This window comes from Pseudomonas sp. NPDC096925 (assembly GCF_044762545.1).
Classification (GTDB): Bacteria; Pseudomonadota; Gammaproteobacteria; order Pseudomonadales; family Pseudomonadaceae; genus Aquipseudomonas.
Genome location: NZ_JBIWEM010000001.1, coordinates 553,670 through 575,427 on the forward strand (window position 1 = coordinate 553,670; position 21,758 = coordinate 575,427).

The window sequence follows — 21,758 nt, forward strand, 5'->3', positions numbered from 1 at the left end:
TATTCGTTAAGGTTGATTATACGACGGGATCCCAGCAGTTCAAGCCTGACTAGCGCAAGATGCTCGCCAACGTCAGTCACGTGCTGGGTATCATCATGTTACATATTCATCCGCCACCTGCGACTATCGTGCAGCGGCCCCGAATCGCCCATCGCCGCTAACATATTGTTTCAATGGCGATGTTTCGCCTTGTTGTCGTTTCTGGTTCACAAAGGAAGCTTTCCCGGATGCAGTCCGCCTACACCGTCCTCATCCTGCTGACGCTGGTCAGCGTGTCGAAGCTGGTCGGCCGCATGATTCCGCTGCCCTTGCCGCTGGTACAGATCGCCGCCGGCGCCTTGCTCGCGTGGCCGACGCTGGGCCTGCATGTGGCCCTGGACCCCGAGTTGTTCCTGTTCCTGTTCCTGCCGCCGTTGCTGTTCGCCGACGGCTGGCGCATTCCCAAGCGCGAGTTGTGGCGCATTCGCGGGCCGGTGGTGGCGCTGGCCGTAGGCCTGGTGCTGTTTACCGTGGTCGGTGCCGGTTACTTCATTCACTGGCTGCTGCCGAGCATCCCGCTGCCGGTGGCCTTCGCCCTGGCTGCCGTGTTGTCGCCGACCGACGCCGTGGCGGTTTCGGCCATTACCCAGGACCGCCTGCCCACCCCGCTGATGCACATGCTCCAGGGCGAGGCCCTGATGAACGATGCCTCGGGCCTGGTGACCTTCAAGTTCGCCCTGGCAGCGGCGATCACCGGGGTATTCTCGCTGACCGACGCCAGCTTCAGCTTCGTTCTGGTCGCCCTGGGCGGCCTGGCCGTGGGCGTGGCCCTGAGCTGGTTGATCGGCCGCTTGCGCGCGTGGATGATCGCCCGCGGCTGGGACGACCCGGCCACCCACGTGGTGTTCATGTTACTGCTGCCGTTCGCTGCCTACGTACTGGCCGAGCGCCTGGGTGTGTCGGGCATTCTTTCGGCGGTGGCGGCCGGCATGATGCAGAGCTGGCTCGACCTGCTGCCACGGCAGACCAGTACGCGCCTGCTCAACCGCAGCGTGTGGTCGCTGCTGGAGTTCGCTTTCAACGGTCTGATCTTCCTGCTGCTGGGCCTGCAACTGCCGGACATCATCAAGGCCGTGGTCAGCCATGAACCCACCGTCTGGCCGACCCTGGCCTGGCGCTGCCTGGACGTGGTGGCGATCTTTGTGGCGCTGATCTTGCTGCGGTTCATCTGGGTGCAGAGCATCTGGCGCTCGATCGGTGTGGTACGCCGCTGGCGCGGCAAGCCGGCGCTGGTGCTGATGCCCACGGCGCGTTCCTGCTGGTTGCTGACCCTGGGCGGTGTGCGTGGTGCGGTCACCCTGGCCGGCGTGATGTCGATCCCGTTGCTGATGGGAGCAGGCAAGGCCTTCCCGGAGCGTGACCTGCTGATCTTCATTGCGGCCGGGGTGATCCTGCTGTCGTTGATCAGTGCCTGTATCGCGCTGCCGCTGCTGCTGCGCGGGGTGACCAAGAGCCCGGACGAGCGTTTGCACCAGGAAGTGCAGGAGGCCTGGCGGCGCACGGCCGAGGCGGCGATCCATGCGCTGGAGGCAGAGGAAGTGATCGACAGCAATGCGCCACAGGATGCCGCGCAGGCGACCTTGGCAACCGAGTTGAAGGCGCGCTTGATGGCTGAGTACCGGGATGAGCTGGACAGCTACAACGACAGCGCCGAGGCCAAGGCCCTGGCTGAACAGATGGATTTGCTGGAGCGGCGTTTGCGCCTGCGTGCGCTACGGGCTCAGCGGCTGGAGCTGTATGAGCTGCACCGCAAGCATCTGGTGGGGGATGAAGTGGTGCGGCAGGTGCTGGGGGAGCTGGATATGAGTGAGGCAAACCTAGGGTCGGTCAGGTAGACCGCAGGGGGCCGCTTCGCGGCCCTGTGGGAGCGGGTAAACCCGCTCCCACTGGCACTGCACAACACTCAAGAATTGTACGGCCCCTGTCGAATCAGCGGTTCTGCAGGAATGCGCGAATCCGCTCCGCCGCCTCGATGCACTCGGCCAACGGTGCAACCAGCGCCATGCGCACGCGGCCGGCGCCCGGGTTCACGCCATCCACTTCACGCGACAGGTACGACCCCGGCACCACCGTCACATGCTGGGCCTCGAACAGGTCGCGGGTGAACTCGGCATCGCCGCCGGGTACCTTGGCCCACAGGTAGAAGCTGCCATCCGGACGCTGCACGTCCAGCACCGGCTGCAGGATATCCAGCACGGCATCGTACTTGGCGCGGTACTGGTCGCGGTTCTCGCGTACATGCGCCTCGTCCTGCCAGGCGGCGATGCTGGCCAGCTGGGTTTGTACCGGCATGGCGCAGCCGTGGTAGGTACGGTACAGCAGGAACGGCTTGATGATCTCGGCATCACCGGCGACGAAGCCCGAGCGCAGGCCCGGCAGGTTGGAGCGCTTGGACAGGCTGTGGAAAACCACGCAGCGCTTGAAGTCGCTGCGGCCCAGTTCCGCACAGGCCGTCAGCAGGCCCGGTGGCGGGGCGTCCTCGTCGAAGTACAGCTCGCTGTAGCACTCGTCGGCGGCAATCACGAAGTCGTGCTCGTCGGCCAGGGCGATCAGCTTCTTCAGGGTGGCCATCGGCACCAGTGCGCCGGTGGGGTTGCCCGGCGAGCACAGGAACAGGATCTGGCAGCGCTTCCACACTTCAGCCGGCACGGCGTCGAAGTCGGGGTTGAAACCGTTGCTTTCCAGGCACGGCAGGTAGTGCGGGGTGGCACCGGCCAGCAGGGCTGCGCCTTCGTAGATCTGGTAGAACGGATTGGGGCTGACCACCAGGCCGTCATCGGCGCGGTTGACCACGGCCTGGGTGAAGGCGAACAGCGCTTCACGGGTGCCGTTGACCGGCAGGATGTGGCGGTCGGCGTCCAGCCAGCCGGCCGGTACGCCAAAGCGCCGCTCGCACCACTGGCCAATGGCCTGGCGCAGGGCCGGCAGGCCGATGGTGCTTGGGTACACCGCCAGCTTGTCGAGGTTGTCGGCCATGGCCTGGGCGACGAACGCCGGCGATTCGTGCTTCGGCTCACCGATCGACAGGGCGATGGCGCGTTTGTCCGCCGCAGGCTTCACGCTGCCCAGCAGGGCGCGAAGCTTCTCGAACGGATAGGGCTGAAGCTGGGTCAAGGCATGGTTCATCGGCGCAAGGTCTCGTCAATCGTCTAGTCGTTAAAAGGTCACGCGGGTAGGGCTGGCATCGCTGGCCTGGCCGGCCTGCAGCTGCTGGACGATGGCCTCCTGCAGGCGGCTGCACAGCTGTGGGTCGGACAGCGGCTGGTTGTCGGCATCGGTGATGAAGAACACGTCTTCCACCCGCTCGCCGAGGGTGGCGATCTTGGCGTTCTGCAGCGACAGGTCGAACTCCAGGAAGATCCGCCCCAGCCGGGCCAGCAGGCCTGGGCGGTCGGGTGCGGTGATTTCGAGGATGGTCACCGGTCGCTGGGCATCGTTGAGGATGGTCACCTGCGGCGGGAAGTCGAAGTGCTTGAGCTGGCGCGGCACCCGACGCTGGATGATGGTCGGGTAGTCCTCGGGGTTGCGCAGCGCTTCGGTCAGGCCGTCGCGAATCTGCTTGACCCGCTGCGGGTTGTCGCCGATCGAGCCGCCGTCGTTGTCCAGCACGATGTAGGTGTCGAGGGTGAACTGGCTGCTCGAGGTGATGATCCGCGCGTCATGAATGTTCAGGTTCAGCTGCGACATGGCCGCCACCGTCACGGCGAAGAAGTCGTGCTGGTCGGGGGCGTAGATGAAGATCTGCGTGCCGCCCTCGAACTCGCGCTGAGTGGTTTCCTTGATCAGCACCAGCGGCCCGCCATCGGCCGGCTGCTGGAGTATCGCGTCACTGTGCCAGGCCACGTCGGCAGCGGTGTGCTTGAGGAAGTAGTCATCGCCCAGCTGTGACCACAGCTGCTCGACGTCGTCCGGGTCGGTGCCTTCGCGCACCAGGATGTCCAGCGCTGCCGATTGGGTCTGGCGAATCTGTTCTTCGCGGTCCAGCGGGTTTTCCAGGCCACGGCGCAGGGCGCGCTTGGTCTCGGTGTACAGCTGGCGCAGCAGGCTGGCCCGCCACGAGTTCCACAGGCTGGGGTTGGTGGCGTTGATATCGGCCACGGTCAGCACGTACAGGTAGTCCAGGCGCGTCTCGTCACCCACGTGCAGGGCAAAGTCGTTGATCACCTGCGGGTCGGACAGGTCCTTGCGCTGGGCGGTGGTCGACATCACCAGGTGGTTCTGCACCAGCCAGACGATCAGCCGGCTGTCCCAGGCGGGCAACTGGTGGCGTTCGCAGAACTTCTTCGCATCCACCGCACCCAGCTCGGAATGGTCGCCCTGGCGGCCCTTGCCGATGTCGTGATACAGGCCGGCCAGGTAGATCAGCTCGGGCTTGGGCAGGCGGCCCATGAGCTTGCTGGCCAGCGGGAATTTCTCGGACACCGGCGTGTATTGCAGCTTGCGCAGGTGCTTGATGAGGTTGAGGGTGTGTGCATCGACCGTATAGATGTGGAACAGGTCGTGCTGCATCTGCCCGACGATCAGGCCGAACTCCGGCAGGTAGCGGCCAAGGATGCCGTAGCGGTTCATCCGCCGCAGGTTGCGGTGAATGCCGATTTCGCACTTGAACAGCTCGATGAACAGGCTGGTGTTGCGGATATCGGTGCGGAAGGTGTCGTCGATCAGGTGGCGGTGCTCGCGCAGCAGCCGCACGGTATCGGCACGTACACCCTTGATCTCGGGGTGCTGGGCCATCAGCACGAAGATTTCCAGCATGGCGAACGGCGTGCGCTTGAACACGTTCGGCCTGGTCGCTTCTATATAGCCGTCATGCAGGCGGAAGCGCGCATTCAGCGGCTGGGTGGTGCCGCTGTCGTCATCGGCGAGGATGACCTCCTCGAAGTGCTGGATGATCAGGTCGCACAGCTGACTGATGCTCATCACCACCCGGTAGTACTGCTGCATGAACTGCTCGATCGCCCGCTTGGGGTTGTCGTCGCTGTAGCCCAGCAGTGCGGCGATGCTGCGCTGGTGGTCGAACAGCAGACGGTCCTCGGCGCGCCCTGCAAGCATGTGCAAGGCGTAGCGCACCTTCCACAGGAAGTCCTGGGACGAGGCCAGCAGCTCGTTCTCGCTTTCCAGCAGGAAACCTTCGCCGGCCAGCGCATGCAGGTTGAGGGTGCCGTACTGGCGGCGGGCCACCCACAGCACTGTCTGGATGTCGCGCAGGCCACCGGGCGAACCTTTCACATTGGGTTCGAGGTTGTACTCGGTGTCGTTGTACTTGTGGTGGCGGGCCTTGAGTTCGGCTCGCTTGGCCAGGAAGAAGTCCTTGCTCGGCCACATCTGCGCAGTGCTGGTCACCTCCAGCATGTGCTGGCGCAGGGTCTCGGGGCCGGCAATGGTGCGGCTTTCCATCAGGTTGGTGATGACCGTCAGGTCAGCGCGGGCCTGTTCGGCGCACTCGTCGACGGTGCGCACGCTCTGGCCCACTTCCAGGCCGATGTCCCACAGCAGGGTGAGAAACCGCTCGATGGCGTCGCGGTACTGCTCATGCTCGGCAGCGCCCAGCAAAATCAGCAGGTCGATGTCCGAATGCGGGTGCAGTTCACCACGCCCGTAGCCACCCACCGCGACCAGGGCGATGCCGCTGTGGTCGCCCCAGTCGAACTGGTTCCAGGCCTGTTGCAGGATATTGTCGACGAGCCAGGCGCGGGCCTCGATCAGCGGGCGGATTTCGCTGCCACTACGGAAACGTTTGTCGAGCACCTCGCCGGCCTGGCGGATGGCTTTCTTGAAGGCGGCGATGGGGCTCGCCTTGAGGGCCAGTTCCGCCTGGAACTGGCCGCGGTCGAACAGCTCGGGGTCCACCTGGGGCATCGCGTCACGTTCCTGTCGTGGGTTGGCCTGTGGGAGTGCGCTCAGGCCGAGGTGCGCGGGATGGTGTCGTCCTTGCGCAGGGTGAAGATCTCATAACCTGTCGCGGTCACCACCAGGGTGTGTTCCCACTGGGCCGAGAGCTTGCGGTCCTTGGTGATGGCGGTCCAGCCGTCGCCCAGCACCTTGGTGTCGGCCTTGCCCTGGTTGATCATCGGCTCGATGGTGAAGGTCATGCCTTCCTTGAGCTCCATGCCGGTGCCGGCGCGGCCGTAGTGCAGGATCTGCGGCTCTTCGTGGAATACCTTGCCGATGCCGTGGCCGCAGAACTCGCGCACCACCGAGAAGCCGTTCTTCTCAGCGTGCTTCTGGATCACTTCGCCGATGTCGCCCAGGCGGCAGCCCGGCTTGACCAGTTCGATGGCCTTGTACATGCATTCCTGGGTGACCTTGGACAGGCGCTCGGCCCATACCGGCACGGTGCCGACGTGGAACATGCGGCTGGTGTCGCCGTGGTAGCCGTCCTTGATCACGGTGACGTCGATGTTCAGCGTGTCACCGTCCTTGAGTGGCTTGTCGTTGGGGATGCCGTGGCAGACCACATGGTTGATCGAGGTGCAGATCGACTTCGGGTAGCCCTTGTAGTTGAGCGGTGCCGGGATGGCCTGCTGGACATTGACGATGTAGTCGTGGCACAGGCGGTCCAGCTCTTCGGTGGTGACACCGGGCTTGACGTGTTCTTCGATCATTTCCAGCACTTCGGCGGCCAGGCGGCCAGCGATGCGCATCTTCTCGATGTCTTCTGCGGTCTTGATGGTGACGGTCATTACAGGCTCTCTACGGCGCCGTGAACGGCGCGAACAAACGGGAAAGGCCGGATTCTAGCAGAGCAGGGCACCGATCGGTCGGGATCCAGGTAGAGAATTGGGGCTGCTGCGCAGCCCATCGCCGGCAAACCAGCTCCCACAGGAATCGCGTTACCCTTGAGGAAGCTGTCATCCATAGGGAGCATTCTGGCCTGTTTGGCGGGGTGCTGCAAAAGCCGCTGACGGACGCAACAGTATCCGGGTTCCGTTCGGCCGCGGTCTGTGGTATAAAATGCGCCGCTTTCGGGGACGACCCCGTCAGCACTTAACCCACACACGTGTCGACACGATGACCTGGGTGCCCCGAGTTGCAGAATTCGCGGGTTGGTCATTGGGATACGTGGAGGCCCAACCCGACTTATCAAGGAACTATCATGTCCCAAGTCAACATGCGCGATATGCTGAAGGCCGGTGTGCACTTCGGCCACCAGACCCGTTACTGGAACCCGAAAATGGGCAAGTACATTTTCGGCGCGCGTAACAAGATCCACATCGTCAACCTGGAAAAAACCCTGCCGATGTTCAACGACGCTCTGTCGTTCGTAGAGCGCCTGGCCCAGGGCAAGAACAAGATCCTGTTCGTCGGCACCAAGCGTTCCGCCGGCAAGATCGTCGCCGAGCAAGCTGCTCGTTGCGGTTCGCCGTACGTTGACCACCGTTGGTTGGGCGGCATGCTGACCAACTACAAGACCATCCGCGCTTCGATCAAGCGTCTGCGCGACCTGGAAACCCAGGCCGAAGACGGCACTTTCGCCAAGCTGACCAAGAAAGAAGCCCTGATGCGCTCCCGCGATCTGGAAAAACTGGATCGTAGCCTGGGCGGTATCAAGGACATGGGCGGTCTGCCAGACGCTCTGTTCGTGATCGACGTTGATCACGAGCGCATCGCGATCACCGAAGCCAACAAGCTGGGCATCCCGGTTATCGGCGTTGTCGATACCAACAGCAGCCCGGAAGGTGTTGACTACATCATCCCAGGTAACGATGACGCCATCCGCGCTATCGAGCTGTACATGACTTCGATGGCTGACGCTGTCATCCGCGGCCGCAACAACGTTGCCGGCGGCACCGAAGTTTACGCTGAAGAAGCGGCTGCACCTGCTGCCGAGTAATTAGACGCTAGCGTCGACTTGGCACGCAAAAAGGGGGCTCTGCCCCCTTTTTGCCACCTTGAAATCCTGCTGTCAGCATCGGCCCCGCATCATGGGCTCGCTGAGACAAACACAGCGGATTTGCAGAATTGAACGCCCGTGACCAACGGGTGGAATGGTTGAAAAACTTTCCAAGAGGATTTTGAAATGGCAGCAATTACTGCAGCGCTGGTAAAAGAACTGCGCGAGCGTACCGGCGAAGGCATGATGGATTGCAAGAAGGCCCTGGAAAAGGCCGGCGGCGACATCGAAAAAGCCATTGACGACATGCGTGCCTCGGGCGCCATCAAGGCCGCCAAAAAGGCTGGCAACGTCGCTGCTGAAGGCGCTATCGCCGTCAAGACCGACGGTAAATCCGCCGTCCTGCTGGAAGTGAACTCGCAGACCGACTTCCTGGCCCTGCAAGACGACTTCAAGAACTTCGTTGCCGACAGCATCGAAGAAGCCTTCGCCCAGAAGCTGACCGATGCCGCTCCGCTGATCGCCTCGCGTGAAGCTGCTCGTGAAGCCCTGGTTGCCAAGTGCGGCGAGAACGTCAACATCCGTCGCCTGGTGCGCGTTGAAGGTGACGTTGTCGGTGCCTACCTGCACGGCAACAAGATCGGCGCTGCCGTTGTCCTGAAAGGCGGCGACGTCGACCTGGCCAAGAACATCGCCATGCACGTTGCAGCTTCGAACCCTGAGTTCCTGCTGCCGTCGGAAGTTTCGGCCGAAGCGATCGAGCGCGAGAAGGGCGTCTTCCTGCAGCTGAACGCTGACAAGATCGCCGGCAAGCCGGAAAACATCGTCGAGAACATGATCAAAGGTCGTATCTCGAAGTTCCTGGCCGAAGCCTCGCTGGTCGAGCAAGCCTTCGTCATGAACCCGGAAGTCAAGGTTGGCGAGCTGGCCAAGAAAGCCGGCGCTGAAATCGTTTCCTTCACCTACTTCAAGGTCGGCGAAGGCATCGAGAAGCCAGTCGACAACTTCGCTGAAGAAGTTGCCGCTCAGGTCGCTGCTGCCAAGCAGTAAGACAGCCCCGTCTGTCGCCCCAAAGAGGCTGCCCGCTCACGCGCGCAGCCTCTTTGTCAAAACGGCGAAGGGTTTATAAGGCCCGTCGCCGCTGGCACCGAAGCGGTGCCACGCTACAGTTAGCAGGCTGCAAACAGCCCGCACGAATTTTCTAAAAGTACGCCGCAGGAGAGACTCGCAATGGCTCAGCAGGTGAGTGGTCGCCAACCTCGCTATAAACGCATTTTGCTCAAACTTAGCGGCGAGGCCCTGATGGGCTCGGAAGACTTCGGGATCGACCCGAAAGTGCTGGATCGCATGGCCCTCGAAGTTGGCCAGCTGGTAGGGATCGGAGTCCAGGTCGGCCTGGTGATCGGTGGTGGCAACCTGTTCCGCGGCGCCGCGCTCAGTGCAGCCGGCATGGACCGCGTCACCGGTGACCACATGGGCATGCTGGCCACCGTGATGAACGGCCTGGCCATGCGCGATGCGCTGGAGCGCTCGAACATCCCGGCCCTGGTCATGTCGGCCATTTCCATGGTCGGTGTCACCGATCATTACGATCGTCGCAAAGCTATTCGCCACCTCAACTCCGGGGATGTGGTAATTTTCTCCGCCGGTACCGGCAACCCGTTCTTCACCACCGACTCCGCGGCCTGCCTGCGCGCCATCGAAATCGATGCCGACGTGGTGCTGAAGGCGACCAAGGTCGATGGTGTGTACACTGCCGATCCATTCAAGGACCCGCATGCCGAGAAGTTCGATCACCTGACCTACGACGAGGTCCTGGATCGCAAGCTGGGTGTGATGGACCTGACCGCAATCTGCCTGTGCCGTGACCACAAGATGCCATTGCGGGTATTCAACATGAACAAGCCTGGCGCCCTGCTGAACATCGTGGTGGGTGGCGCTGAAGGTACTCTGATCGAGGAAGGCCAAGCATGATCAACGACATCAAGAAAGACGCGCAGGAGCGCATGACCAAGTCCCTCGAGGCCCTGGCTCGCAACCTGGCGGCAATCCGCACCGGTCGCGCCCACCCAAGCATCCTGGACAGCGTCAAGGTCCCGGCCTGGGGTAGCGAGATGCCGCTGAACCAGGTGGCCGCGATCACCGTCGAAGATGCCCGTACCCTGAAGATCGTCGCCCACGACAAGAACCTCAGCGCCGCCATCGAGAAGGCCATCCTCACCTCCGACCTGGGCCTGAACCCGTCCAGCGCCGGTACCACCATCCGTGTGCCGATGCCGGCCCTGACCGAGGAAACCCGCAAGGGCTACACCAAGCAGGCCAGTGGCGTTGCCGAGGATGCCAAGGTGGCCGTGCGCAACGTGCGCCGTGACGCCCTGGCCGACCTGAAGAAGCTGACCAAGGACAAGGAAATCAGCGAAGACGAAGAGCGTCGTGCCGCTGACGAGATCCAGAAACTGACCGACAAGTACGTTGCCGAGGTCGATGCTGCCTTCAAAGCCAAGGAAAAGGACCTGATGGCCGTCTAAGGCCGGGGTTTTTTAATGGAAAAGACCAAGCCAGCGGTGCCGTCCTCGGTGCCGCGTCATGTCGCGATCATCATGGATGGCAACAACCGCTGGGCGAAAAAGCGCCTGCTGCCCGGCGTCGCCGGGCACAAGGCGGGTGTCGACGCCGTTCGCGCGGTCATCGAAGTCTGTGCCGAGTCCGGGGTCGAGGTGCTGACCCTGTTCGCCTTCTCCAGCGAGAACTGGCAGCGCCCCGCCGAAGAGGTGGGTGCGCTGATGGAGTTGTTCTTTTCGGCCCTGCGCCGCGAGGCCAAGCGCCTCAACGAGAACAACATCAGCCTGCGAATCATTGGTGACCGTTCGCGTTTCCATCCCGAGCTGCAGGCCGCCATGCGCGAGGCCGAGGCGCTGACCGCCGGCAACAACCGCTTCATCCTGCAGATCGCGGCCAACTACGGTGGCCAGTGGGACATCGCCCAGGCCGCCCAGCGGCTGGCGCGGGAAGTGCAAGCCGGGCACCTGCGCCCGGAAGACATCACCCCGGGCCTGCTGCAGACCTGCCTGGCAACCGGCGAACTGCCGCTGCCGGACCTGTGCATCCGCACCGGCGGCGAGCACCGCATCAGCAACTTCCTGCTGTGGCAGCTGGCCTACGCCGAGTTGTACTTCTCCGACCTGTACTGGCCGGACTTCAAACACGAGGCCATGCGCAACGCCCTGGCCGATTTCGCTTCGCGCCAGCGCCGCTTCGGTAAGACCAGCGAGCAGGTCGAGGCTGGAGCTCGTGCTTAATGCTTAAACAACGCATCATTACCGCGCTGATCCTGCTGCCGGTCGCGCTGGGTGGCTTCTTCCTGCTCAATGGTGGGGATTTCGCCCTGTTCATCGGCTTCGTGGTGACCCTCGGCGCCTGGGAGTGGGCGCGCCTGGCCGGGCTGATGGCCCAGCCGCTGCGCATCGCCTATGCCGTGGTCGTCGCCGGAGCGCTGATGCTGCTGTACATCCTTCCGGAGCTGGCACCCTGGGTGCTGGGTGCCGCAGTGATCTGGTGGGGGTTGGCCACCTGGCTGGTGCTTACCTACCCGCGCAGCAGTGAGCTGTGGGCCAGTGCTGCCTGCCGCTTGCTGATCGGCCTGCTGGTATTGCTGCCGGCCTGGCAGGGGCTGGTGCTGCTCAAGCACTGGCCGTTGGGTAACTGGCTGATCCTGTCGGTCATGGTGCTGGTGTGGGCTGCCGATATTGGCGCTTACTTCTCTGGCCGTGCCTTCGGCAAGCGCAAGCTGGCGCCACAGGTCAGCCCGGGCAAGAGCTGGGAGGGCGTGTATGGCGGCCTGGCGGTCAGCCTGGCGATTACCTTGGTGGTCGGCATCAGCCGCGACTGGGGCTTCGGCCAGATCCTGCTGGGCCTGCTGGGTGCCGCGCTGGTGGTCATGTCTTCGGTGGTCGGTGACCTGACCGAAAGCATGTTCAAGCGCCGTTCCGGCATCAAGGACAGCAGCAACCTGTTACCCGGGCACGGTGGGGTGCTCGACCGCATCGACAGCCTGACCGCGGCGATCCCGATTTTCGCCGTGCTGCTGTGGGCTGCCGAATGGGGTGTGATGTGAGTCGTCCGCAGCGTATTACCGTGCTGGGGGCCACCGGCTCCATCGGCCTGAGCACGCTGGACGTCATCGCACGCCACCCCGACCGCTACCAGGTGTTCGCCCTGAGTGGCTATTCGCGTATCGACGAATTGCTGGCCCTGTGCGTTCGCCATCGCCCGGTGTTCGCCGTGGTGCCGAGCGCCGAGGCGGCCGCGCGACTGCGCGAAAGCCTGGCTGCGGCGGGCTGCGCCACCGAGGTACTGGAAGGCGAGGCCGGGCTGTGCCAGGTGGCTTCTGCGTCGGAAGTGGATGCGGTGATGGCGGCCATTGTCGGCGCCGCCGGCCTGCGTCCCACCCTGGCGGCGGTCGAGGCAGGCAAGAAGGTGTTGCTGGCCAACAAGGAAGCGCTGGTGATGTCCGGCGCGCTGTTCATGGAGGCGGTGCGGCGCAGTGGTGCCGTGCTGCTGCCGATCGACAGCGAGCACAACGCGATCTTCCAGTGCATGCCCGGCGACTACGCGCGCGGTCTGAGTGCCGTCGGCGTGCGCCGGATCCTGCTCACCGCCTCCGGCGGCCCGTTCCGCGAGACTCCCGTCGAGGCGCTGCTGGACGTCACCCCGGAACAAGCCTGCGCGCACCCCAACTGGTCCATGGGGCGCAAGATTTCCGTGGATTCGGCCAGCATGATGAACAAGGGCCTGGAGCTGATCGAGGCTTGCTGGCTGTTCGATGCCGCACCGGCCAGGGTCGAGGTGGTGGTGCACCCGCAAAGCGTGATCCACTCCCTGGTGGACTACGTGGACGGTTCGGTGCTGGCGCAGCTGGGTAACCCGGACATGCGCACGCCCATCGCCAACGCCCTGGCCTGGCCCGAGCGGATCGACTCCGGGGTGGCCCCGCTGGACCTGTTCGCCATCGCCCGTCTGGATTTCCAGGCGCCCGACGAACAGCGCTTCCCTTGCCTGCGCCTGGCGCGGCAGGCTGCCGAAGCCGGCAACAGCGCACCAGCCGTGCTCAATGCGGCCAACGAGGTTGCGGTCGAGGCATTTCTCCAGCGGCGTATCCGCTTCCCGGAGATCGCGGGTATGATCGAACAGGTGCTCGATCAGGAGCCCGTCGTACCGCTGCCGTCGCTGGACGCGGTGTTCGCCGCCGACCAGCGTGCCCGGGAGCTTTCCCGTGAGTGGCTGAGGCGTCACGGTCGCTGATGCAGGCCCGCCACGGTTCACGAGGGGGCTGGGCATGATGCCAGCCCGCTGAACATCATTCGGAGATGGATATGACAGCGCTCTACATGATTATCGGCACCCTCGTAGCCCTGGGTGTGCTGGTCACTTTCCATGAGTTCGGCCACTTCTGGGTGGCGCGCCGCTGCGGTGTCAAGGTGCTGCGCTTCTCGGTGGGCTTCGGTACGCCGCTGCTGCGCTGGCATGACCGCCATGGCACCGAATTCGTGATCGCGGCGATCCCGCTGGGTGGTTACGTCAAGATGCTCGACGAGCGCGAGGGCGACGTGCCGTCGGCGCTGGTCGGCCAGTCGTTCAACCGCAAGTCCGTGCGCCAGCGTATCGCGATCGTCGCGGCGGGCCCGGTTGCCAACTTCCTGCTGGCCATCCTGTTCTTCTGGGTGCTGGCGATGCTGGGTACCCAGCAGGTCCGCCCGGTGATCGGTGCAGTCGAGGCTGGCAGCCTGGCAGCATCTGCAGGCCTGACCGCAGGTCAGGAAATCGTCTCCATCGACGGCAAGCCGACCAATGGTTGGTCCGCGGTCAATCTGCAGCTGGTCCGCCGTCTGGGCGAGAGCGGCACCTTGCAGGTTGGCGTGCGTGAAGAAGGTGCCAGTGCCGAGCGCCAACTGCAGGTGAAGCTGGATAACTGGCTCAAGGGTGCCGACGAACCGGACCCGATCCAGTCGCTTGGACTGCAGCCTTGGCGCCCGGCGATCGTGCCGGTGTTGGCCGAGATCGATCCGAAGGGCCCGGCTGCCGCTGCAGGCCTGAAAACCGGTGACAGGCTGCTGGCCCTCGATGGCGTGGCCGTGAACGAATGGCAGCAGGTGGTCGATGCCGTGCGGGCCCGCCCGCAAGCCAAGGTGGTGGTGCGTGTCGAGCGCGATGGTGCTGCGCTGGAGGTACCGGTCACCCTGGCGCGCAAGGGCGAGGGCAAGGCTGCCGGCGGCTATCTGGGTGCCGGGGTAAAAGGTGGCGAATGGCCTGCCAACATGCTCCGCGAAGTCAGCTACGGCCCGCTGGATGCGGTGGGTGAGGGGCTGTCACGCACCTGGAGCATGAGCGTCCTGACCCTTGAATCGCTGAAGAAAATGCTGTTCGGGGAGCTCTCGGTAAAAAACTTGAGTGGACCGATAACCATTGCTAAAGTGGCGGGCGCTTCAGCCCAGTCCGGCGTGGGGGATTTCCTGAATTTCCTGGCCTACCTGAGCATAAGCCTGGGGGTTCTTAACCTGCTGCCCATCCCGGTTCTGGATGGGGGGCATTTGCTGTTTTACCTGGTCGAGTGGGCGCGCGGTCGTCCGCTGTCGGATCGGGTGCAAGGTTGGGGGGTCCAGATCGGTATCAGTTTGGTCATAGGGGTGATGTTGCTCGCCCTGATCAACGATCTGGGTCGACTATAAAGCTTCGCTCAATTGCGAAACCTGCCGTCTTGTCGCGGCGGGCTGTTTATTGCCAGTTGGAATAAAAGGACTTCATGAAACGTCTGCTGCTAACTGCGGTCATGTCCGCACTGATGATCGCTGAAGTTCACGCCGAGTCCTTCACCATCTCCGATATCCGCGTCAACGGCCTGCAGCGGGTTTCCGCCGGCAGCGTCTTCGGTGCCTTGCCGCTGAACGTCGGCGACCAGGCCGATGACCGCCGCCTGGTGGAGTCGACCCGTTCCCTGTTCAAGACTGGCTTCTTCCAGGACATCCAGCTGAACCGCGATGGCAATGTGCTGATCATCAACGTGGTCGAGCGCCCGTCGGTGTCGAGCATCGAGATCGAAGGCAACAAGGCGATCAGCACCGAAGACCTGATGAAGGGCCTGAAGCAATCTGGCCTGGCCGAAGGCGAGATCTTCCAGCGTGCCACCCTCGAAGGTGTGCGTAACGAGCTGCAACGCCAGTACGTGGCCCAGGGCCGCTACTCGGCCGAGGTCGACGCCGAAGTGGTGCCGCAGCCACGCAACCGCGTGGCGCTGAAGATCAAGATCAATGAAGGTACCGTCGCCGCCATCCAGCATATCAACATCGTTGGCAACAACGTGTTCGACGACGAGACCCTGGCGCAGCTGTTCGAGCTGAAGACCACCAACTGGCTGTCGTTCTTCAAGAACGACGACAAGTACGCCCGCGAAAAGCTCTCCGGTGACCTGGAACGTCTGCGTTCCTACTACCTGGACCGTGGCTACATCAACATGGACATCGCTTCCACCCAGGTGTCCATCACGCCAGACAAGAAACACGTCTACATCACCGTCAACATCAACGAAGGCGAGAAGTACACCGTTCGCGACGTGAAGCTGTCCGGTGATTTGAAAGTGCCGGAAGACCAGGTCAAGTCGCTGCTGCTGGTGCAGCCTGGCCAGGTGTTCTCGCGCAAGGTGATGACCAGCACTTCCGAACTGATCACCCGTCGCCTGGGTAACGAAGGCTACACCTTCGCCAACGTCAACGGCGTGCCGCAGCCGAACGATGAAGACCACACCGTCGACATCATGTTCGTGGTCGACCCGGGCAAGCGTGCCTACGTCAACCGCATCAACTATCGCGGCAACACCAAGACCGAAGACGAAGTGCTGCGTCGCGAAATGCGCCAGATGGAAGGCGGCTGGGCTTCGACCTACCTGATCGACCAGTCCAAGACTCGTCTGGAGCGCCTGGGCTTCTTCAAGGAAGTCAACGTCGAGACCCCGCCGGTGCCGGGCACCGACGACCAGGTCGACGTCAACTACAGCGTCGAAGAGCAGGCCTCCGGCTCGATCACCGCCAGCGTCGGTTTCGCCCAGAGTGCCGGCCTGATCCTCGGTGGTTCGATCAGCCAGAGCAACTTCCTCGGTACCGGTAACAAGGTGTCCATCGGCCTGACCCGTTCGGAATACCAGACCCGCTACAACTTCGGCTTCGTTGACCCCTACTTCACTGCCGATGGCGTGAGCCTGGGCTACAACGCCTTCTATCGCAGCACCGACTACGACGACCTTGACGTCGACGTGGCCAGCTACGCGGTGGACAGCTACGGTGCCGGCGTCAGCCTGGGCTACCCGATCAGCGAGACCTCGCGCCTGACCTATGGCCTGAGCGTACAGCAGGACAAGATCAAGACCGGCAAGTACACCGTCGACGAGATCTTCGACTTCCTGGAGCAGGAAGGCGATAACTTCCTGAACTTCAAGGCCTCGATCGGCTGGTCCGAATCGACCCTGAACAAAGGCGTGCTGGCCACCCGTGGCCACTCGCAAAGTCTGACCCTGGAATCGACCATTCCGGGCAGCGACCTGTCGTTCTACAAGCTCGACTACCGCGGCCAGCTGTTCAAGCCGATCACCAATGACTACACCCTGCGTCTGCACACCGAGCTGGGCTATGGTGATGGCTATGGCAGCACCTCGGGCCTGCCGTTCTACGAGAACTACTTCGCGGGTGGCTTCAACTCGGTCCGTGGCTTCAAGGACAGCAGCCTGGGCCCACGCAGTACCCCGAGCGACGGTACTCGACCGGGCACTCTTCGCGACCCGGATCAGGATCCGTTGCCGTTCGGTGGCAACGTGCTGGTGCAGGGTGGTGTCGAGTTGCTGTTCCCGCTGCCGTTCGTCAAGGACCAGCGTTCGTTGCGCACCTCCGTGTTCTGGGATGTGGGTAACGTGTTCGACACCAATTGCGGCAACCAGCCTGATTGCGAGAAGGTCGGTTTCTCGGGCATGGCCAGTTCGGTCGGCCTGGGCGTGACCTGGATTACTGCACTGGGCCCGCTGAGCTTCAGCCTGGCGATGCCGGTCAAGAAGCCGGACGATGCCGACACCCAGGTGTTCCAATTCTCTCTGGGCCAGACCTTCTGAGGTCGGCCCTCGCTTAATGACAACGGTTTATCCAGGAGTGCATCGTGCGTAAGTTGACTCAACTGGCCGTAGTGGCCGCGGCGCTGGTCGCCACCCCGGCTTTCGCCGAAATGAAGGTTGCCGTCCTGAACTATCAGATGGCCCTGCTGGAATCGGATGCCGCCAAGAAATACGCGGTAGATGCCGAGAAGAAGTTCGGCCCGCAACTGACCAAGCTGAAAAGCCTGGAAAGCAGCGCCAAAGGCATTCAGGACCGTCTGATCAAGGGCGGCGACAAGATGCAGCAACAGGAGCGTGAGCGCCTGGAGCTCGAGTTCAAGCAGAAGGCCCGTGACTTCCAGTTCCAGTCCAAGGAGCTGAACGAAGCCAAGGCCGTTGCCGACCGCGACATGCTCAAGCAGTTGAAGCCGAAGCTGGATGGCGCTGTCGAGGAAGTGATCAAGAAAGGCGGTTACGACCTGGTCCTCGAGCGTGGCGCGGTTATCGATGTCAAGCCTCAGTACGACATCACCCGCCAAGTCATCGAGCGCATGAACCAAGCCCGTTGATATGACCGTGACCATGACGCTAGGCCAGTTGGCCGAGGCCCTCGGCGCCACCCTCAAGGGGCCCGAGGCGCTGCAGATTACCGGGCTGGCCACCTTGCAGGAGGCTGGCCCCGGTCAGTTGAGCTTCCTCGCCAACCCGCAGTACCGCAAATTCCTGGATAACAGCCAGGCGGCCGCGGTGCTGCTGAAGGCGGCGGATGCCGAAGGCTTTGCCGGCAATGCGCTGATCGTCGCTGATCCTTATCTGGCCTACGCACGTATTTCCCACCTGTTCGACCCCAAACCCAAGGCTGTGGCGGGTATTCATCCCAGCGCCGTGGTTGCCGAGGACGCGCAGGTGGATGCCAGTGCCAGCATCGGGCCGTTCGCGGTCATCGAAAGCGGTGCGCGCATCGGGGCCAATGTCAGCGTGGGTGCGCACTGCGTGGTCGGTGCTCGTTGCGTGATAGGTGAGGGCGGCTGGCTGGCTCCGCGGGTCACCCTGTACCATGATGTGACCATCGGCAAGCGTGTGGTCATCCAGTCGGGTGCGGTGATTGGCGGTGAAGGTTTCGGCTTCGCCAACGAGAAGGGCGTATGGCGCAAGATTGCCCAGATCGGTGGCGTGACCATCGGCGATGACGTCGAAATCGGCGTCAACACCGCGGTCGATCGTGGTGCGCTGTCGGACACGCGGATCGCTGACGGGGTCAAGCTCGACAACCAGATCCAGATCGCCCACAACGTGCAGATCGGCGAGCACACGGCCATGGCTGCCTGCGTCGGGATTTCCGGCAGCACGCGCATCGGCAAGCATTGCACCATTGCCGGCGGTGTCGGCATGGTGGGTCATATCGATGTCTGTGATAACGTTTTCGTGTCCGGGATGACCATGGTGACCCGTTCGATCACCGAACCGGGTGCCTATTCTTCCGGCACTGCCATGCAGCCACTGGCTGAGTGGCGCAAGAGCGCCGCGCGTATCCGCCACCTGGACGACATGGCCAAGCGTCTCCAGCAGCTGGAAAAACGCGTCGATACCGTGACCTCAGGTGGCCAGCCGGCATCAGAAGGCTGATACCATTCCCTGAGCAAGAGTGAACAGTCGCTAGCTGGCTCCTCTTTGGACTGCAAAAGGAGCGTGTGGTCAGCACCTGCGCTCCCTATTCTTATTACAGGCTTCCCCCCCGAAATGATGGACATCAACGAGATTCGCGAATACCTGCCTCACCGTTACCCGTTCCTGCTGGTGGACCGCGTGACGGATCTGGACTACGAGGCCCAGAGCATTCGTGCCTACAAGAATGTCAGCATCAACGAGCCGTTCTTCAACGGCCATTTCCCGGCGCACCCGATCATGCCGGGCGTTCTGATCATCGAAGCCATGGCCCAGGCCGCCGGTATCCTCGGTTTCAAGATGCTTGACGCCAAGCCGGCCGATGGCACCCTGTACTACTTCGTCGGCTCCGACAAGCTGCGTTTCCGTCAGCCGGTACTGCCGGGTGACCAGTTGGTGCTGGAAGCCAAGTTCCTCAGCCGCAAGAGCATGATCTGGAAATTCGAGTGCCGCGCCCTGGTCGACGGCAAGCCGGTTTGCTCGGCGGAAATCACCTGTGCGGAACGCTCCCTATGAATTCGATTGATCCTCGGGCCATTATCGACCCCTCGGCCAAGCTGGCCGACGGTGTCGAGGTCGGCCCCTGGTCGATCGTTGGCCCCGATGTGGAAATCGGGGAGGGCACCGTTATCGGCCCGCATGTTGTGCTCAAAGGGCCGACCCGCATCGGCAGGCACAACCGTATCTTTCAGTTTTCCTCGATCGGCGAAGACACCCCGGACCTCAAGTACAAGGGTGAGCCGACGCGCCTGGTGATCGGTGACCACAATGTGATCCGCGAAGGGGTGACCATTCACCGTGGCACCGTCCAGGACCGCTCGGAAACCACCGTGGGCGACCACAACCTGATCATGGCCTATGCCCACATTGGCCACGACAGCGTCATCGGCAACCACTGCATCCTGGTCAACAACACGGCCCTGGCCGGCCATGTGCATGTGGGCGACTGGGCGATCCTGTCCGGCTACACCCTGGTGCACCAGTACTGCCATATCGGTGCCCACGCGTTTTCGGGCATGGGCACGGCGATCGGCAAGGATGTCCCGGCCTTCGTCACCGTGTTCGGCAGCCCGGCCGAAGCCCGCAGCATGAACTTCGAAGGCATGCGTCGCCGGGGGTTCAGCGACGAGGTGATCCACGTACTGCGCCGTTGCTACAAGATCGTCTATCGCCAGGGCCTGACCGTCGAGGACGCGCTCAAGGAGCTGGAGGAACTGGCTGCGAAGCACCCAGAGGTCGAGCTGTTCCGTCAGTCGATCGTGAACTCCGCCCGCGGTATCACCCGCTGACATGGCGCAGCTTTGCGTAGCCTTGGTCGCAGGTGAGGCCAGCGGCGACATTCTCGGTTCAGGTTTGATGCGTGCCCTCAAGGCACGCCACCCCGACGTACGGTTTATCGGCGTTGGCGGTCCCTTGATGGAAGCCGAGGGCATGCAATCCTACTTCCCCATGGAGCGCCTCGCCGTCATGGGCCTGGTCGAAGTGCTGGGGCGTCTGCGTGAGTTGCTCAAGCGCCGCAAGCTGCTGATCGAGACCCTGATCGGCGAAAAGCCCGATGTGTTCATCGGCATCGATGCCCCCGACTTCACCCTCAACATCGAACTGAAACTGCGCCAGGCCGGGATCAAGACCGTGCACTACGTCAGCCCGTCGGTCTGGGCCTGGCGGCAGAAGCGTGTGCTGAAGATCCGCGAAGGCTGCGACCTGATGCTGACGTTGTTGCCATTCGAGGCGCGGTTCTATGAAGAGCAGGGCGTGCCGGTGCGCTTCGTCGGCCACCCATTGGCCGATACCATTCCGCTCGAAGCCGACCGCCCGGCGGCGCGTGCCGCACTGGGCCTGGGCGAAGGGCCGGTAGTCGCGTTGATGCCGGGTAGCCGGGGCGGCGAAGTTGGGCGCCTGGGGGCGCTGTTCCTGGATGCCGCCGAACGGTTGCGCCAGCAAGTGCCGGGCGTGCGTTTCGTGCTGCCCTGCGCCAATGCCGCGCGGCGTGCCCAGGTCGAGCAGATGCTCGCAGGGCGCGAGCTGCCGCTGACCCTGCTCGATGGCCAGTCGCACCAGGCCCTCGCGGCCTGTGACGCGGTGCTGATCGCCTCGGGTACCGCCACCCTCGAAGCGCTGCTGTACAAGCGGCCGATGGTGGTGGCCTATCGCCTAGCACCGCTGACGTACTGGATCCTCAAACGCCTGGTAAAGAGTCCCTACGTGTCGTTGCCGAACCTGCTGGCCCAGCGCGTGCTGGTACCCGAGCTGCTGCAGGACGACGCCACCAGTGAAGCCCTGGCCAACACCCTGGCGCCGCTGGTCGCCGATGGCAGCCAGCAGACCGAACGCTTCGACGAAATTCACCGCACCCTGCGCCGTGACGCCTCCAACCAGGCGGCCGAGGCGGTACTGGCCTTGCTCAAGGACCGCTGACATGCAAATTGGACTGGACTTCAACCTGGTCGAAGACCTGGTCGCCGGCGTCGACGAAGTGGGCCGTGGCCCGCTGTGCGGCGCGGTGGTGACCGCGGCGGTGATCCTCGACCCGGCACGGCCGATCCTTGGCCTGAACGATTCGAAGAAACTCACCGAAGCCAAGCGCGAGGCGCTGTTCGACGAGATCTGTGAAAAGGCCCTGAGTTTCTGCATCGCCCGCGCCGAGGTCGAGGAAATAGACCGCCTGAACATCCTGCAAGCCACCATGCTGGCCATGCAGCGCGCCGTGGAAGGCCTGCACATTACACCGAAGCTGGCCCTGATCGACGGTAACCGCTGCCCGAAGCTGGCCGTACCGGCGTCGCCGGTGGTCAAGGGCGATAGCCAGGTGCCGGCCATCGCGGCGGCGTCGATCCTGGCCAAGGTGACCCGTGACCGGGAGATGAGCGCATTCGAGCTGATCTACCCGGGGTATGGCATTGGTGGGCACAAGGGCTACCCGACCCCGGTGCACCTTGAGGCCCTGGCGCGATTGGGGCCAACGCCCATTCATCGGCGTTCCTTTGCTCCGGTGCGGGCAGCGTGGGATGCGCGTGAAGGTGTCACCGACTCCCTGATCTGACCTATGGGGCCGCCTTGCGGCCCTTCGCGGGCACGCCCGCTCCCACAGGT

At 63.3% G+C, this 21,758-nt stretch carries 19 protein-coding genes; 16 read left to right on the forward strand and 3 right to left on the reverse strand.

The window, feature by feature from the left end:
* Positions 1–227 precede the first annotated feature (227 nt).
* Entirely contained in the window at positions 228–1,874 is a 1,647-nt protein-coding gene (locus ACIQYU_RS02675) for a Na+/H+ antiporter (protein ID WP_207829462.1), read from the forward strand.
* A gap of 94 nt (positions 1,875–1,968) precedes the next feature.
* Here ACIQYU_RS02675 and dapC read toward each other — a convergent pair whose 3' ends face one another.
* The 3 genes from dapC to map are packed head-to-tail and all read right to left on the reverse strand — an operon-like array spanning position 1,969 to position 6,722.
* The gene (dapC, locus tag ACIQYU_RS02680; protein WP_207829461.1) at positions 1,969–3,165 is read right to left on the reverse strand and encodes a succinyldiaminopimelate transaminase; all 1,197 of its coding nucleotides are present in this window, start codon (positions 3,163–3,165) and stop codon (positions 1,969–1,971) included.
* A 30-nt stretch (positions 3,166–3,195) separates the two neighbouring features.
* Positions 3,196–5,898 carry a [protein-PII] uridylyltransferase gene (locus tag ACIQYU_RS02685; protein ID WP_207829457.1) on the reverse strand — a complete coding sequence of 901 codons (2,703 nt, stop codon included), beginning with the start codon at positions 5,896–5,898 and terminating at the stop codon, positions 3,196–3,198.
* 41 nt (positions 5,899–5,939) lie between these two features.
* Positions 5,940–6,722: a type I methionyl aminopeptidase gene (gene map / locus ACIQYU_RS02690; protein ID WP_004375406.1), complete on the reverse strand. Its 783-nt coding sequence runs from the start codon at positions 6,720–6,722 to the stop codon at positions 5,940–5,942.
* 413 nt (positions 6,723–7,135) lie between these two features.
* Here map and rpsB point away from each other — a divergent pair, with 413 nt between their 5' ends.
* From rpsB to rnhB, 15 genes are all read left to right on the forward strand, one after another.
* Entirely contained in the window at positions 7,136–7,873 is a 738-nt protein-coding gene (gene rpsB / locus ACIQYU_RS02695; protein ID WP_003252287.1) for a 30S ribosomal protein S2, read from the forward strand.
* Between the two features lie 186 nt (positions 7,874–8,059).
* On the forward strand, positions 8,060–8,923 hold the full coding sequence (gene tsf / locus ACIQYU_RS02700; protein WP_207829456.1) for a translation elongation factor Ts: 864 nt from the start codon (positions 8,060–8,062) through the stop codon (positions 8,921–8,923).
* Between the two features lie 180 nt (positions 8,924–9,103).
* Complete coding sequence (pyrH, locus tag ACIQYU_RS02705; protein WP_003252294.1) at positions 9,104–9,847, forward strand: UMP kinase; 744 nt, start codon at positions 9,104–9,106, stop codon at positions 9,845–9,847.
* Positions 9,844–10,401 (forward strand): ribosome recycling factor, encoded by a 558-nt coding sequence (gene frr / locus ACIQYU_RS02710; protein ID WP_025337974.1) that lies wholly within the window; start codon positions 9,844–9,846, stop codon positions 10,399–10,401. The genes pyrH and frr overlap by 4 nt, the downstream gene beginning before the upstream one ends.
* Before the next feature lie 15 nt (positions 10,402–10,416).
* Positions 10,417–11,172, forward strand: coding sequence for a polyprenyl diphosphate synthase (uppS, locus tag ACIQYU_RS02715; RefSeq protein WP_207829454.1), 756 nt, complete (start codon positions 10,417–10,419; stop codon positions 11,170–11,172).
* Positions 11,172–11,987 (forward strand): phosphatidate cytidylyltransferase, encoded by an 816-nt coding sequence (locus tag ACIQYU_RS02720; protein WP_144171515.1) that lies wholly within the window; start codon positions 11,172–11,174, stop codon positions 11,985–11,987. The genes uppS and ACIQYU_RS02720 overlap by 1 nt, the downstream gene beginning before the upstream one ends.
* On the forward strand, positions 11,984–13,174 hold the full coding sequence (gene ispC / locus ACIQYU_RS02725) for a 1-deoxy-D-xylulose-5-phosphate reductoisomerase (protein ID WP_233687946.1): 1,191 nt from the start codon (positions 11,984–11,986) through the stop codon (positions 13,172–13,174). Before ACIQYU_RS02720 ends, ispC begins: the two co-directional genes overlap by 4 nt.
* A gap of 71 nt (positions 13,175–13,245) precedes the next feature.
* On the forward strand, positions 13,246–14,598 hold the full coding sequence (gene rseP, locus ACIQYU_RS02730) for an RIP metalloprotease RseP (RefSeq protein WP_402798150.1): 1,353 nt from the start codon (positions 13,246–13,248) through the stop codon (positions 14,596–14,598).
* Between the two features lie 74 nt (positions 14,599–14,672).
* The gene (gene bamA, locus ACIQYU_RS02735) at positions 14,673–17,021 is read left to right on the forward strand and encodes an outer membrane protein assembly factor BamA (RefSeq protein WP_233687944.1); all 2,349 of its coding nucleotides are present in this window, start codon (positions 14,673–14,675) and stop codon (positions 17,019–17,021) included.
* 44 nt (positions 17,022–17,065) lie between these two features.
* Positions 17,066–17,569 carry an OmpH family outer membrane protein gene (locus tag ACIQYU_RS02740; RefSeq protein ID WP_015269197.1) on the forward strand — a complete coding sequence of 168 codons (504 nt, stop codon included), beginning with the start codon at positions 17,066–17,068 and terminating at the stop codon, positions 17,567–17,569.
* Between the two features lies 1 nt (position 17,570).
* Positions 17,571–18,626, forward strand: a complete 1,056-nt coding sequence (gene lpxD, locus ACIQYU_RS02745) for a UDP-3-O-(3-hydroxymyristoyl)glucosamine N-acyltransferase (protein WP_207829443.1) — start codon at positions 17,571–17,573, stop codon at positions 18,624–18,626.
* 114 nt (positions 18,627–18,740) lie between these two features.
* Entirely contained in the window at positions 18,741–19,181 is a 441-nt protein-coding gene (gene fabZ, locus ACIQYU_RS02750) for a 3-hydroxyacyl-ACP dehydratase FabZ (RefSeq protein WP_028634990.1), read from the forward strand.
* Positions 19,178–19,954, forward strand: coding sequence for an acyl-ACP--UDP-N-acetylglucosamine O-acyltransferase (gene lpxA / locus ACIQYU_RS02755; protein ID WP_207829441.1), 777 nt, complete (start codon positions 19,178–19,180; stop codon positions 19,952–19,954). The genes fabZ and lpxA overlap by 4 nt, the downstream gene beginning before the upstream one ends.
* Before the next feature lies 1 nt (position 19,955).
* Positions 19,956–21,083: a lipid-A-disaccharide synthase gene (gene lpxB / locus ACIQYU_RS02760; protein WP_207829439.1), complete on the forward strand. Its 1,128-nt coding sequence runs from the start codon at positions 19,956–19,958 to the stop codon at positions 21,081–21,083.
* A 1-nt stretch (position 21,084) separates the two neighbouring features.
* Positions 21,085–21,708 carry a ribonuclease HII gene (gene rnhB, locus ACIQYU_RS02765; protein ID WP_207829437.1) on the forward strand — a complete coding sequence of 208 codons (624 nt, stop codon included), beginning with the start codon at positions 21,085–21,087 and terminating at the stop codon, positions 21,706–21,708.
* Positions 21,709–21,758 lie beyond the last annotated feature (50 nt).